The following is a 14,226-nucleotide window of genomic DNA, read 5'->3' on the forward strand; positions in this document are numbered from 1 at the left end:
CTGTAGGGAGTGGATGTGCTCGGGAGATGGGTGCAGCTTCAAGCCGCTGGCAGGCGTTTACCGCCTGCTCAGCCTGGCCCTGCCTGGTTCAGTGTGCCGTTAGCCAATCCGAGTAGAAACTCCTCATCGTTATCCCCCTCAATCGATCCTTCCGGCACCGGGGTCTCAGTCACCACCACCATGCGTTTTTGTGCGGCGTTGACATACAACGTGCCCGTCATGCCTTTAGCTCTGGCTTTCTCATCAAGCTCAGGCAACTCGCGCTCGACATAACCTTGCGGCAATGTGTAAGTCAGTTTGCCCGCGAGCACGGAAATCCTCTGGGGAGTACTGGTCTCATGTTCCGTCGCAGCCTGGACCCCTGCAACGCCTTGAATCGAGAGCGCCAAACTCAGCATGACTAGCTTGCAGCTGGACAATCGCATCGTAATTCCTTTTAGCGAATCCCTGAATGACCCTGCAAGTGTGCCCGAAACCGAGGATCATGCATGAGATCCGATTGGCTTGAGCATGCTTTGGAGCCCAAAATGAAAGTTGGCGTGATCTCCGATACCCATGGCTTGCTCCGCGCCGAAGCCGTCGCTGCCCTGGAAGGTTGTGAACGGATCATCCACGCCGGCGACATCGGAAAACTCGAGATCCTCATCGTCCTTGGCAGCGGGGATCGAATGAGAACACCAATGGGCTGTTAAGACAGTACTTCCCGAAAGGGACTGACCTTGCTGATCACTCGCAAGCCACGCTCAATGAAGTAGCCAGGCAGCTAAATAGCCGCCCTCGAAAAACACTAAACTACGAAACGCCCGCTGAACGATTTTCCCTTGAATATACGGATTAGTCATGAAACTCATGGAATGGGCTGACCTCAAGGTCCTCTACAAACGCAGTCGCAAACAACCTAATAAACTATTGTTCAAGCGCGAAAATGCCCGGAGGTTATGGCCCATGTGGGCGGCTGCGGCTTCAACAATACCGCTTGTTGTGTTCGCGGGCCTGGGCATAAAGAACCCGGCGCTGATTCCCTACGCCTACATCGTCCTCTTTCCCTGGGCGCTCGCGCTCTATCTCACCCGCCTCAAAGCGCTTCAAATGGTTTATCCGCGGCAGTTCGCCGAACATGCCATCGACCGTCAGTCCTCGTTAGGGAAGGAAAACATCCTTTGCTATGCCTTCTTTCTGGAGGCGCTGCGTGATGAGGGCTACACGGCCTCGAAGCTCCGGGAGTTATCGGCCTATGCAGACCTGACCGGTAAACCGGCGAGGCCGGCATTGTCGCAAAACCTGGGCTTTGCCTCGCTCGTCGCTTTTATGGTCGCCCTTTGCACCGAGGTCATTAAAGCCACGCCATTTTTTACGTTGGGTAAGGGCTGGGTATTTGTGATGATGGGTATCGTCTTGCTGGTCATTTCCGGGCTGATTTTGGACGGCATTCACAGTCCGGCCTATGAGAGGGCTTGGGTAAAACGCTATCTGGACATGGCGGCCTATGACCTGGAGGAGCCGGTTCAGGTCATCCCGCGGGACAGTTCCGAGGTACCCACGCGGGATGCCCCGTCCGCCGTGGTCACACCGTCACCTGCGTAAGACCGGCAACGAAAATTCTAACATTCGCCTTAGGAATGTTAGGGAGTCGAGCAGTGACACCCTCTCGGTGAGCCGCCACGCTGAACACTTTTCCAATTAGAAAGAAAGACTCGCTGCCGTGATGATCACGTGAAGGGTTTGGCTTAATACGCCTCACGGGGAATCATGGAAATGAATTCCGATTTGAAGATACCTTCCATTACCCGCATGAAGTCCGACGCCAATTTGGAGCGTTGCTGATGACTGGGAAATACCATGGACACTTCGAATGGAATGTCTTGATCAATTTTTCTAAACGTAATCCCCGGGTATTTCGAGTAGGAAGCCGTAAAGGGATCGCATACTGCGACTCCGAGCCCGCCGGACACCATGCCGCAGGCGGAGTGGGCTGCAGTGGTTTCCACGGAAGAAATACCTACAACACCGCGAGCCTCCATTGCAGACGTAATTCGCCGCTGCAGCGGGTTATTCGTATTCAGTGAAATCAATCGACGTTCATGTAAGTCGTCCAGTGAAACGACCTCTTTAGAGGCCAGTACATCGTCAACCTGCATCACGCACACTGCACTTATCGGGGGCAGGGGTATCGCTTGAATCCCGGGATAATCTCCCGAGGGGATCTGGACAAAACCGATATCTATCTGGTTCGCCGATGTCAGCTCCAGGATGCCCAGAGAGTTGCGCACGTCCAGAGACGTTCTGACCTCGGGGTGTTTTCGCGCGAAGCGACATACACCTTCAGCCACGACACTGAGACCCAGTGTGCTCATCGAACCTATCCGCAATGTGCCTGTACGGAGCGTTACCAGGTCCTCTGCAATGCGCTCGATCCGCTCGATGCCCTGATAGAACTTATCGACTTCTGCATATAAGAACTGAGCTTCAGCGCCAGGAATGAGGCGATTACCCTCGCGGCGAAACAGCCGAAGAGACAGTACGGTTTCGAGGTCGCGTATGAGCCTGCTGACCGCAGGTTGGGTTATCTGTAGCGCTTCAGCGGCGACGGTCATGCTACCCGTGAGCATGACTGTTCGAAAGGCTTCCAGTTGGCGGGGATTCAGCTTCATCGTAGCGCTCGGCCGGTCGTTGGGGGTACCAGCCGCTGAAGGTATAACATTTTGTTATGTGCGTCCAACACGTTACCGGTTTGATATGGGGAGGACGCCGAGCGATGATTTTACTCGCGTAGTTTTAGCAAACAGCCTGGCCCCGCAATAAATGCCGGGTACCGCTGATGTAAAATAAAAAGAGGACAGCTCGTGCTGAATTATACCATCCGCAGGTTATTACTCCTGCTACCGATGCTATTGGGAGTATCCATTGTGGTATTCCTGGTCATGCATTTCATTCCGGGCGATCCGGCTCAATTAGCGGCTGGACCTGATGCAACTGAAGAGGATGTTGCGCAAATACGGCAAAACTACGGGTTGGATCAACCCCTCGTAACCCAATATATAATTTATATAAAGAAAATTGCCACGGGTGATTTTGGAGAATCGTTCCAGACATTTACGCCAGTGCTCGAAGGCATTGCTCGAACGCTTCCAGCCACAATTGAACTCACTGCAGCGGGAATGTTGCTCGCTGTTATCATTGGCGTTCCACTCGGTATTGTCGCCGCGCTAAGACCCAGGGGGTTTCTTGACAGTTCGCTGACAACGGTTGCAGTACTCGGTATATCAATGCCCGGCTTCCTGCTCGGGCTCATATTGATGTCGATATTTTCGGCGAACCTGGGGTGGCTCCCGCCCACCGGTAGAGGCGGGTTGCAGCACTTGATATTGCCTGCCTTGACACTTGGCCTGCCTTACGTTGCAACCTTTTCGAGGCTGGCTCGATCCACAATGATGGACGTGCTGAAAGAAGATTACATCCGTACGGCGTACGCGAAAGGTGTACCCGGTTATAAAGTCGTCCTTAAACATGCGCTTTCCAACGCCTCGATCCCGCTGGTTACAGTCTTTGGGATGGACTTTGGTCGACTGCTGGGCGGCGCCGTTATTGTCGAAACCGTATTTGCCTGGCCTGGTATGGGGCGCTTCCTGATTGATGCAATTATGGCTCGAGACATTTATGTAGTCCAAGGCACCGTCCTTGTGTTTGCGGCCTTAGTCGTTATTATCAATTTAATGGTGGACCTCGTATATGGCATCCTCGACCCTCGCATCAGTTACAACTGAGGCTGACATGCTACTGCCGAAAAAACGTCGGCTGGGCTTTATCAGCTTCCTTATATCCAATAAACGCTGGTTCGCGCTTAGTGCCTTTGTGGTTATCTTGGTCATGGTCGCGGCTGCACTCTGCGCCCCCTTCCTGTTTGACTGGGATTCGGTGACCAAAATCAACTTGTCCAAGTCGCTTATCGGGCCTGGAACTGAATCCTTGCTCGGGACTGACCAACTGGGCCGAGACTTGTTAGGACGCGTCTTGTGGGGGGCGCGCATTACGCTCACTGTCGCGGTCTCCAGTGTCGGCATTGCGATGCTTGTCGGCGTCTCGGTGGGTGCGGCGTGCGGGTATTACAACGGTGCTATCGCCAGTCTGGTGATGCGAGTCATGGACTCCATGATCGCATTCCCCAGGACACTGGTCGCTATCCTGGTCATTACCGTTGCGGGCAACAGCATATTCAGTCTGACGCTGGCCATTGCCATTTCGAGCATTCCTATCTATGTCCGTTTCTTTGCCGGGCCTGTCATGGCCTTGAGAAACAGGGAGTTTGTACTGGCCTCGAAATCCATCGGTGTCGGCGATCTACGGCTGCTGCTGGTGCATATCCTGCCCAACATTGGTTCGTTGGTCATCATTCAGGCCACCGTATCGCTGGCCGAAGCAATACTCATTGGTTCCGGGCTTAGCTTCCTGGGTCTTGGTCCACCTCCACCGACACCGGAGTGGGGTTCGATGATCTCCGAGTCGCGGCCTTTGTTGACCACACACCCCTATGTCTTGATCGCGCCTGGATGCGCCCTCGTCTTGACCATATTGAGCTTCAACATTGTTGGCGATGCACTGCGGGACTACATCGATCCGAAATCGCGCAACGCTTAATTGAGATTGGTGTGGCATAGCCGCCATGAGTTTCCACGAGAGTTATCGAGCGAGAAGATTATGAGGCGCGTAAACATCCTGGCAGTGCTCATACGTTGTTTTGCTGTTCCAGGCATCATCGGGTTGTCGGCAGATTTGTTGTCTGTCGCCAGCGCTAAAGAGATGGAACAACTGACCTTCGTTCAGGGATCTGATATTGATACGTTGGATCCAGCCATTTCGCGTAGCGTACCGTCCTACAATGTGATCGATCACCTGTTCAACAGATTGATCGCCTGGGACGGTCGCGACCGCTCTAACTTTGTAGCTGATCTGGCAGAGTCATGGTCCAGATCGGAAGATGGCAAACAATGGACGTTTGTGCTGAGGCAGGGAATAAAGTTCCATGACGGTACGGATTTCAATGCCGAGGCGGTGAAGTTTAATCTAGACAGGATTCGTGACCCCAAGCTGGGTTCTCCGCATCGTTCCTATTATGCGGATATCTTATCGGTGGATGTTTTATCGCCGTATCAGGTACGGGTCACGACAAAAAATCCTTCCCCCACCATGCTGGAACTGCTGGCGAAAGAATCCTCGTCCATCAATAGCCCGGCAGCCGTTGCAAAATACGGGCGGGCCTATGGGCATCATCCAGTCGGCACGGGGCCATACATTTTTGATAGCTGGATACCCAATGACCAGGCCATTATTGAAAAAAACAAATTGTTTCATGGCGTCAGTGGCAAGCCATCAAAAATAGTGTTCCGTCCGGTCAGGGAGGATTCTTCTCGAGTCATTGAGCTACGGACCAAAAATGCCGATGTCGCCGCTAACTTGTCGCCGGAAGCCGCTATCGAGTTGAAGGAACTTAACAAGTCAACATTGCTCCGGGTGCCCAGTACATTCCAGGTGTTCTTCGAAATGAACCTGACCAGGCCGCCATTCGATGATGCGCGTATACGCCGGGCGGTCAGCATGGCCATTGATCGCCAAGCCTTGGTCAACAAGGTACTGCTGGGTTACGGCAAAGTTCCTACGGGTCCGTTTCCAGAAGGAACGCAAGCGCGACGTGCGTTTACTCCGGTGAAGTACGACCCTGATGCCGCGAAGAAAATCATCGACGAAGTCTATCCCGGTGGCTACCCGGGAACCGTCGTCATGTGGACCCCGGCGGGTCGTTATACCAAGGATCGCCAAGTTGCCGAGGTTGTTCAGGGCTATCTCAATGCCGTTGGATTGAAAACCGAATTCAAGGTATGGGAGTGGGCCACCTATCAAAAAAGTTTGTATCGCCCCGACCCGGGGAAGGGCACGGGTAAAGGTACCAATGATGCAAACATGTGGTTGCTGGGTACGGGCATCTCGGATGCCGATATTCGCCTGCGACGCAAATTGTCGACGGGTGATCCGCAGAATCTGACGGGGTATAGCAACCCCGATGTGGACAAACTTCTGCAGCTTGCTTCTCGTGAACTGGATCAAAAACAACGCATGTCTTATTACGGTCAGATACAACAGATTCTGTGGGAACAGGATCCAGACAATCTGCCGCTGTTTGACCAAGAGCAAATTATCGGCGTGCGCAAAGATTTGAATGGCCTGGATGTTGATTACGAAGGGACCATCGATTTCAAGAATGTAGAACTTATTGAGCGGTGATTTAAAATGTCGAATGCACATGCACATGCCAACGAAACCCTATTGACCGATGCCCGCCTGAGTGCACCGGCTGCTGAGCGCATGGTCAGATATCATGATATTCCGGCGCTTGAAACCGAGAAGCGCCAGTTTCATGAATTCGTGGAAGTTGATTTAGCGCATACGGTGATGCTGGTCGAGCAGCAGATTCTATCTGAGTCAGTCGGCCAAGCCATCTTGGCGGAACTGCGACGGATACGGGATATGTCTCCTTCAGACTTTCCATTTGATGTGAAGAAAGGCAGCTTTCTGCTGCAAGTCGAATCGTACCTGTTCTCTAGAATCGGTGAAGATTCAGCAGGACAAATGCACACCGGCCGTAGTCGTATCGATCAGGGTGCAACGGTGCGTCGCCTGTACGACCGCAAGCGCATCCTGGCCGTCCTGGATCGCATCAATGAATTCCAGGTAGCGCTGATCCAGAAGGCCGCGCAGCATTCGGGCACCATCATGCCGGGCTATACCCATATGCAGCATGCTCAGCCCTGGGTCTTTGGCCACTACCTGCTGAGCTTTACCTCAAGGCTGCACGATAGCTTCAGCCGCCTGACGCATGCCTACGGCAGGGTCAATCGTAATCCTCTTGGAGCAGTAGGCCTGGCGGGTACGTCCTGGCCTCTGGACCGCGGTCGTACGGCGCACTTGCTGGGGTTCGACAGTCTGGTGGAAAACTCCAAGCTGGGCCGGGAAGCGTGGTATGCAGCGGAGACTATCGGTGCGTTGTCATTCGTTATGGCTGACTTGAACGATCTCGCTACCGACCTGCACATCTGGTCGAGTGTCGAGTTCGCGACCGTGGAAAGCCACGATGGCTATTGCGGTACCAGCAGCATCTTCCCGCAGAAGAAAAACCCCAGTGGCCTGGAGACCATTAAAAAGGCCGCGGGGGGCTCCGTTACCTGGCTCAGCACGGCCCTGGCGACGTTCAGGTCCGAAGGGACCGGCGATCAGGCCATGCGCGACCTGCCGTTGATTCATGAGGCTCTCGAGATCACAGAGGGGATGCTGGACCTCTTTACCGGCATCATCGAAACGCTGGTGGTGCATGAAGATCGGATGGCGGCCCTGCTGTCGGGGAGCTGGTGTACAGCCAGCAACCTCGCCGACGTTGTCGTTCGGGATCGTGGCATCTCTTTCCGCCAGGTCCATCACGCCGTGGCGCGCCTGGTTCGTAACTGCATGCTCGCCGGCGTATCGCCGGGAATGGTGACCGGTGCGGCGCTGGATCAAGCCGCGATGGAAACCATAGGTTCACCGCTCGGGTATACGGATGCGCAGGTCCGCGACGCGTTGAACCCGCGTCGGTTTGTTGAAACCCGTATCTCTGCGGGTGGGGTAGGCCCGGACGAAGTCCAGCGGTTGTTGTCGATTGCCCGCAATGAACTGCAGCAGGACTGCGAGTGGGTGACCCAAAACAGGCTGAAGGTCGCCAAGTCCCGGACTGACCTCGACGCCGCCGTCTCCAAGATCGTCGACTGAGGGAGCCTCCCATGAACAAGAATTTGGTAGCCCGCGTTCAAAACCTGAGTGTGGCGTTCGGCGCCAGAGCGAGCGAATCGACCGTGGTGCGGGATGTTTCCTTCGAGGTCATGCGCGGTCAGACGCTGGCGATCGTTGGCGAGTCCGGCTCTGGAAAATCCGTGACCTCGATGGCCATGATGGGCCTGATCAAGCGGGCCGGCGGAAGAATTGTCTCCGGGTCGATGCAGCTGCAAACCAGAAGCAACGACATTGTCGATCTGGTAGCAGCACCCGAATCTGTCATGCGTAATCTCAGAGGGTCGTCAATGTCGATGATCTTCCAGGAACCCATGACCTCGCTGAATCCGGTGTTCAAGATCAGCTCTCAACTCACCGAGGCCATTATCCTGCATAAGCGGTGCAATCGTGCCGCCGCGCAAGCCCAGGCGTTGCGCATGCTGGACCTGGTGCGCATTCCCGATGCGAAGCAGATCATGAACAGATACCCCCACGAGCTTTCCGGTGGGATGCGCCAACGCATCATGATTGCCATGTCGCTGGTCTGTGAGCCTACATTGCTCATCGCCGACGAGCCAACCACCGCGCTGGACGTAACGGTCCAGGCGCAGATCCTGCGCATCATCAAAGAGTTGCAAAGCAGCCTGGCCATGGGCGTTATTTTCATCACCCACGATATGGGGGTCGTGGCCGAGGTGGCAGACCAGGTGATGGTGATGAAAAAAGGCGAGACCGTCGAGCAGGGTACTGCGAAGGCTGTTCTACAGACGCCTCAACAACCCTATACCCGGGCACTGCTTGCCGCGGTGCCTAAAATCGGCTCGATGCGCGGCACGTATTTGCCAGCAAAATTTCCGCTTATCGACGATAAGGCCGATGAGACTTCTGCGCAATCCGGACTCGCCCGCAGCGTTGCTCCCGACTACGACAATCCGCCTATTCTCAGCGTCAAGTCGTTATCCATCCGGTACGACCTCAAGGGCGGTATCTTCGGCAAAGTCAGGCGTCGTGTGCATGCCGTCGAAGCCATCGACTTTGACATCTACCCAGGTGAAACACTGGCTCTGGTCGGTGAGTCAGGTTGTGGTAAATCAACCAGCGCTCGTGCGATTGCCGGCCTCATGCCAATCCAGGGAGGGGATATCGTCTTTGGCGGCAAGAACCTGGGAGCGTTGAACAAGAGCGGCTTGAAGCGCTTGCGCCGAGACATCCAAATGGTCTTTCAAGACCCCTATGCGTCTCTGAACCCGCGCCTCACTATTGAAGACAGCCTGTTAGAACCGCTGTATGTGCATGACATCGCCCGGGGAGCCGAAGCGCGCAAGCAAGTTCGTAACCTGTTGGAGCGAGTGGGGCTTTCTTCTGAACATGCACAACGGTATCCACACGAGTTTTCAGGAGGACAGCGGCAACGAATCTGTATAGCACGTGCGCTGACACTCTCCCCAAAACTTATCATTGCGGATGAAGCGGTCTCTGCGCTGGATGTTTCCATTCAGGCGCAAGTGATCAATCTGCTGCAGGATTTGCAGCGGGATATGGGCATCTCATTCCTTTTTATCTCCCATGACCTGGCAGTGGTCGAGCGAGTCAGCCACCGGGTGGGTGTGATGTACCATGGTCGCATCGTTGAAATCGGTCCGCGTCGGTCGGTATTCGAAAATCCTCACCATAGCTACACGCAAAAGTTATTGAGCGCCGTTCCCTCGGCTGATCTGGACGTGCCCAGAAAGCCATTCAGTCTGATGGAGGAAACCGTGCCTAGCCGAATTTATGATATCGACTATCAAGCGCCGCAGATGAGTTATCTGGAAGTGGCGCCTGGCCATTTTGTTGCGACGTCGGCCATTATGTAATCAAGCATAATAAGATCGGCAATCATCTATCGAAAGAGCTTGCTCAACTGTCCTGAGCCGCTCATGGGCAACACTATAAAAACAAAAATCTCACTGCGCCCTGTGCGAAGTGTCCCTGTTACTTAAGTTGGGCGGGCGTCAGCGAGTTCCGCGGACTTGCACGGCTGCTTAACTTCAACATTGGAAGAGCATAGATGAACAAGAGCAAATTGGCGCTCGGCCTGGCCTTGGCCGCACTCTACCAGCAGGCCTATTCCTCCAGTTTTTTAGACGGCAGCAAAGCCTCGGTCAGTTCACGCACATTATATTTTGAAGGAGATCAACGCGGGCCAAACGGGGTGGATCAACGGCAGTCGGCAACAGGCCTTAAGTTTGATTTTACCTCTGGTTACACACAAGGTTTGATTGGGTTCGGGCTTGACGCTCAAGGGTTGCTGGGTGTGAACCTGGGCGGTGGGATTTCTCCTCACAGCGCATCGACCAGCAATACCATCACCCCCATTGATACAGATGGCACACCGGTTGATAACTGGAGCCGCCTGGGTGCCAATGCCAAAATCAAGCTATCCAAAACCGAATTGAAGGCGGGCAATGCGTTAGCGCCAAACCTGCCAATCCTGGTAGCAAACGATTCGCGCCTGCTTCCACAATCCTTCCAAGGTGCAGTACTGACTTCCAAAGAGTTTGAAAGCGTCACTTACACGGCAGGTCAACTGAACCGCGCCATTGGTCGAGCCTCAAGTAATTGGGCCGGCATTTCTGCAGGTGGGCGCAAGGGGGCCGACGCATTCCGTTTCGTGGGGGCTGACTGGAAAGCCACGAAGGACCTGACGCTTCAGTATTATTATGCGCAACTGGAAGATTACTACGGCCAGACTTTTCTGGGATTGCTCCATGACTTCCAGATCTCACCGGAACAATCCTTGAAAACTGATCTGCGCTACTTCAACAGCCATTCAGATGGGGAAAACGGTAGTAACACCAACTACCAGTACAAAAATGGTTATAACGCTGGCGGACTGGGTGAGGTCAATAACAACACGTGGTCGGCGGCTTTTACTTATTCGCTGGGGGGCCATTCACTGACCCTCGGTCATCAGCGCGTCAGTGATAGCGGGGGCATGCCCTATGTCACCAACGGCAGCCTGGTGGATGGTCGCGGGCGCCCGGAAGGCGAAGGAGGCGCCAGCGTCTACCTTTACACGGATATCATGATCAACAACTTTACCCGTGCGGGTGAAAACTCCACTTTTGGTCTCTATAGGTATGACTTTGCCGGTCTTGGTGTGCCTGGGCTTAAAGCTCAATGGACCTACGCCAAAGGTCAGGATATCCGTGGCATCGGCAATGCAACGACCGGACGATATAGCGAATGGGAGAGCGACTATCGGTTGGACTACGCCATCCAGAGCGGTTCACTCAAAGGCTTGGGCGTTTCTCTGCGTCGCGCAAACTATCGCACCGAGCTGCCCACGACGACGGCCCAGGATCAGGACCAGACCCGTTTGTACGTCAACTACAGCTATTCGCTTTGGTAACCGTTAGCTGTTCCGGCTGGGCTGATGTGATCGGTCACAACGGAATTGCCGAAAGGACCACCGTGCGGGGCCACGGATGGCCTAACTCTATTTCAACGTTATGGTTCAAAAAATGTTGCATGACCCGCCGGATGCGGGGGGGCAGGTGTCGAAGTACAGTTCAGAGTGCCCCTTGGTCACTCTAATATTGAAAAAGAAATCATATGTACTACTATTGCGGGTACTCTCCTGAAATCAGAGCACTTGGCATCGTCATACGAAATACCAAGGAGACTATCTATTGTGGATCTAGTAGATCAATTACAAAAAATTGTCCCTTGGGCGGCGGAGTTGCCTCTAATCCCCAAAATATTAGTATCTTTAGTAATCGCTGGGGCTACTGCCCTGTTCCTTACCGTCATCTGGACAACCCCCGGCGAAGTGGAGAAGCAATCTGTCATTGCCGTTAAAGTGGTTTTGAAGGGGTGCTACCGACGGGCCGTATTTACTAGGACTCATCAACAATTGGATCATGAGGCGATGTTTTCTTCCATCGCCGAATGTCGAGAGCTTGTTCAGAAACAAATTCCGGAAATAACCAATCCCAGTATGGCTCAGCCCACGGCTGACTTGATGTCAGCACTTGAGGGTATCGAAAGGGAAAGGCTGGACCCGTTGTTGGTTCGTGTTGGAAATAACATCCTCGATCATGGCCGTTTCCAGAGTCTCCACCCAGCCTTCATTGTGCACCTGTGGTGGCAGGTGTTCGTCCGAGTCGGCAGGGAAATCCGGGGAATCGACTACCCAGCGCATGTTGGGCTTGATCGACTTCGGCGTCTGTCGACAGCACCCTTTGTTCGCCAATTACATTGATGTTTTCGAACATTCCATGTCTCCAGATTTGATGAATCGACCGCACGATATTTAACGCAATCGACCTTGAGTGAGCAGGGTGCCGGGCATATGTAGTTGCACGTAGCCAATCACAACCACCATCGACACGCAGAACACCCATTGCAGCCAACTGAGCCCGGCAATCCGATAGATCGCCTGCAATGGCTTTCGCCAGCGGTACTGGCGGTCCGCCGGGACTGCACTGGCGGGCTGCAGCAGGCCGATCGCCCCGTTGATCAGATAAGTCGCCAACCCCAGTACCCCAAGCCAGTGCCAGATGACAACGGCAAGCGCCAGTAACGGGCCGCCATTACGGATCACCAGGTAACGACGATCCGCGGTCAGTTTGTGGCGTACACACCATTCGCTGGCGCGCTGGTCGAGGTCCTGCAGGGATTGCGTCAAGGAGGTCCAATGGCTGAGCAGCCATTTGCCGACTTGTGCCGCCAACACGCCACCCAGTGCATAGAGTGGCAGCATGAACAGCGTCACCATGAGTCCGGAACCGGGCAGGCTGTTCAGTGCAAGGGTCAGGGTCAAGACGCAGGCCGCACGTTTCACGCCATGGGGCGGGTCCTTGTGCCCGATGAGTGCCTTCCAGAACCAGGGATCATGGTTGGGGAACATCCCCAGCAGGTCGGGGAAACGCGTGGCAAAGGTCGCTGCCAGTTGTTCGCAGGCCTGCCAGTCCGCCTCGACGATACCTGCGGCCAGCTCCGCCTGCTGCCCCGGTTGGGTCGCCAGCAGGAACAGCGTGGCGGCGTTGGCGCGCGCACTGGGGTGTGGCAGGCGTTGCTGCATCAAGTAACGCAGCTCGCCAAGCCAGGCTTGCTGCTCGCAGCGTCGGTGCAGCGCTTGCCACTGCTCTTGGGCAATGGGCACCACCGCCGATTCAACGTCCCAGGCGAACAATCGACACACCCGTTGAAACAGGGGCGGTGACCAGTCCTCGGTATTCAGGAACAGATTCAGGAGATGCACCTGCAGCGCCTGGCGGCGTGCGAAATCACCCAGCCAGGCTTGTTGGCTGTGGTGTTCCAGGCAGTCGAAGAACTGCTGTTCCTGACCGGTTGCCAACTGCTGGTCGAGCTTGCGGTAAAGCGCTGCCGTAAGGGCGCGGGCAAGACAATGCTGCTCAAATTCACTGGCGGGGATCCGCTGCCAGGGCGTCAACCACTGGCGCTGTTCAATGCCCCATGTCAGAAGGTGCCGATGCGCTTCGGGATCGTTCACGCAGCGTTTGCCCGTTCACCCGCAACACAAACTCGCTCGCCGTTTCCTGCCCCAGTGCCTGGCGGACTCGCTCGGCTTCGCGGCGCAGCGCGTGGGCAATGGATTGTGCCGGCGCAAATCCTGGCTGGTCGCGCTGGGTCTGGATAAAGCGCTCGGCCAGCACCTGGTCGAAATCCTCGCCGCCCAGATAGTTGTCGCCAGCGCTGGCCCGTACCTCCATGACCCCCTCGAACAGTTCCAGGACTGACACGTCGAAGGTGCCGCCGCCCAGGTCGAAGACCAGGAACGAGGTTTCCTTGCCGTGCTGAGGCAAGCCGTAGGCCAGTGCGGCAGCGGTCGGTTCGTTGATGAGCTTGTCGACTTTCAGCCCGGCCAGTTCGCCAGCGATACGGGTTGCCTTGCGCTGCGCATCACTGAAATACGCCGGGACGCTGATGACCGCCTCGGTCACCGGTTCGCCGTAGGTACGCTCGACGTCTTCCTTGAGGCTCCTGAGCACCAGCGCCGACAGTTCTTCAGGGCGCAACGACTTCGTACCCAATTGCACGGTGTGCGCACTGCCCATATGACGCTTGAACAAGGCGGCGGTCAGGGTGGAATGGGTGTGCAAGCGCTCGCGGGCAGCCTGGCCGACCAGAATCCGGCCTTCATCGTCCAGCCCCACCACCGAAGGGGTCAGCACCTGACCCAGTGCGTTAGGCACCAGAACGCTAACGTCGTTATGCCAGACAGCCACCAGGCTGTTGGTGGTACCCAGGTCGATTCCGACAATCATCTATGCGTTCCTTTTCCCTGGCTTGACTTCATGAACCTGTTCTTCCTTGAACCGCAGAGACAGATCGGGGTCATTGTGCGATCACGGTTTGCAATGAAGGTTCAATGCCCGCACGTTTGATGAACGAACCGGACCGCGGTGCATGACCAAACCTTCG

The 14,226-nt window shown here is 55.2% G+C and carries 11 protein-coding genes and 3 pseudogenes; 10 read left to right on the forward strand and 4 right to left on the reverse strand.

What is annotated here, in order from left to right:
* Nucleotides 1-68 precede the first annotated feature (68 nt).
* The gene (locus tag F8N96_RS32690; protein WP_150801293.1) at nucleotides 69-425 is read right to left on the reverse strand and encodes a hypothetical protein; all 357 of its coding nucleotides are present in this window, start codon (nucleotides 423-425) and stop codon (nucleotides 69-71) included.
* 102 nt (nucleotides 426-527) lie between these two features.
* Between F8N96_RS32690 and F8N96_RS32695 the strand changes: the two are divergent.
* The 3 genes and pseudogenes from F8N96_RS32695 to F8N96_RS32705 form a co-directional block, all read left to right on the forward strand.
* Nucleotides 528-659 (forward strand): annotated as a pseudogene (locus F8N96_RS32695) (metallophosphoesterase family protein); the annotation flags it as partial.
* Nucleotides 638-838 (forward strand): annotated as a pseudogene (locus F8N96_RS32700) (transposase); the annotation flags it as partial. The pseudogenes F8N96_RS32695 and F8N96_RS32700, both read left to right, overlap by 22 nt.
* Before the next feature lie 2 nt (nucleotides 839-840).
* Nucleotides 841-1,584 (forward strand): hypothetical protein, encoded by a 744-nt coding sequence (locus F8N96_RS32705; RefSeq protein WP_224794161.1) that lies wholly within the window; start codon nucleotides 841-843, stop codon nucleotides 1,582-1,584.
* A gap of 143 nt (nucleotides 1,585-1,727) precedes the next feature.
* Here the strand turns inward: F8N96_RS32705 and F8N96_RS32710 are convergent, their stop codons facing one another.
* Nucleotides 1,728-2,651, reverse strand: a complete 924-nt coding sequence (locus F8N96_RS32710) for a LysR substrate-binding domain-containing protein (RefSeq protein WP_150801294.1) — start codon at nucleotides 2,649-2,651, stop codon at nucleotides 1,728-1,730.
* Between the two features lie 192 nt (nucleotides 2,652-2,843).
* Here F8N96_RS32710 and F8N96_RS32715 point away from each other — a divergent pair, with 192 nt between their 5' ends.
* From F8N96_RS32715 to F8N96_RS32745, 7 genes are all read left to right on the forward strand, one after another.
* Entirely contained in the window at nucleotides 2,844-3,764 is a 921-nt protein-coding gene (locus F8N96_RS32715) for an ABC transporter permease (RefSeq protein WP_150801295.1), read from the forward strand.
* A 7-nt stretch (nucleotides 3,765-3,771) separates the two neighbouring features.
* Nucleotides 3,772-4,635, forward strand: a complete 864-nt coding sequence (locus tag F8N96_RS32720; RefSeq protein ID WP_150801296.1) for an ABC transporter permease — start codon at nucleotides 3,772-3,774, stop codon at nucleotides 4,633-4,635.
* A gap of 60 nt (nucleotides 4,636-4,695) precedes the next feature.
* A complete protein-coding gene (locus F8N96_RS32725) occupies nucleotides 4,696-6,276 on the forward strand; it encodes an ABC transporter substrate-binding protein (protein WP_150801297.1) in 1,581 nt (526 codons plus the stop codon).
* 6 nt (nucleotides 6,277-6,282) lie between these two features.
* Nucleotides 6,283-7,794 carry an argininosuccinate lyase gene (argH, locus tag F8N96_RS32730; RefSeq protein ID WP_150801298.1) on the forward strand — a complete coding sequence of 504 codons (1,512 nt, stop codon included), beginning with the start codon at nucleotides 6,283-6,285 and terminating at the stop codon, nucleotides 7,792-7,794.
* A gap of 11 nt (nucleotides 7,795-7,805) precedes the next feature.
* Nucleotides 7,806-9,650, forward strand: a complete 1,845-nt coding sequence (locus F8N96_RS32735) for a dipeptide ABC transporter ATP-binding protein (RefSeq protein ID WP_150801299.1) — start codon at nucleotides 7,806-7,808, stop codon at nucleotides 9,648-9,650.
* A 194-nt stretch (nucleotides 9,651-9,844) separates the two neighbouring features.
* Nucleotides 9,845-11,188, forward strand: a complete 1,344-nt coding sequence (locus F8N96_RS32740) for an OprD family outer membrane porin (RefSeq protein ID WP_150801300.1) — start codon at nucleotides 9,845-9,847, stop codon at nucleotides 11,186-11,188.
* Between the two features lie 282 nt (nucleotides 11,189-11,470).
* Complete coding sequence (locus tag F8N96_RS32745; RefSeq protein ID WP_150801301.1) at nucleotides 11,471-12,040, forward strand: hypothetical protein; 570 nt, start codon at nucleotides 11,471-11,473, stop codon at nucleotides 12,038-12,040.
* A gap of 51 nt (nucleotides 12,041-12,091) precedes the next feature.
* On the opposite strand, the gene F8N96_RS32750 is transcribed toward F8N96_RS32745, so the two are convergent.
* Both F8N96_RS32750 and F8N96_RS32755 read right to left on the reverse strand, forming a co-directional pair.
* A complete protein-coding gene (locus F8N96_RS32750) occupies nucleotides 12,092-13,294 on the reverse strand; it encodes a hypothetical protein (RefSeq protein ID WP_150801302.1) in 1,203 nt (400 codons plus the stop codon).
* 7 nt (nucleotides 13,295-13,301) lie between these two features.
* Nucleotides 13,302-14,069, reverse strand: a pseudogene (locus F8N96_RS32755) (Hsp70 family protein); the annotation flags it as partial.
* Between the last annotated feature and the right edge of the window lie 157 nt (nucleotides 14,070-14,226).

Source organism: Pseudomonas fluorescens (assembly GCF_902497855.1).
Lineage (GTDB): Bacteria > Pseudomonadota > Gammaproteobacteria > Pseudomonadales > Pseudomonadaceae > Aquipseudomonas > Aquipseudomonas fluorescens_BI.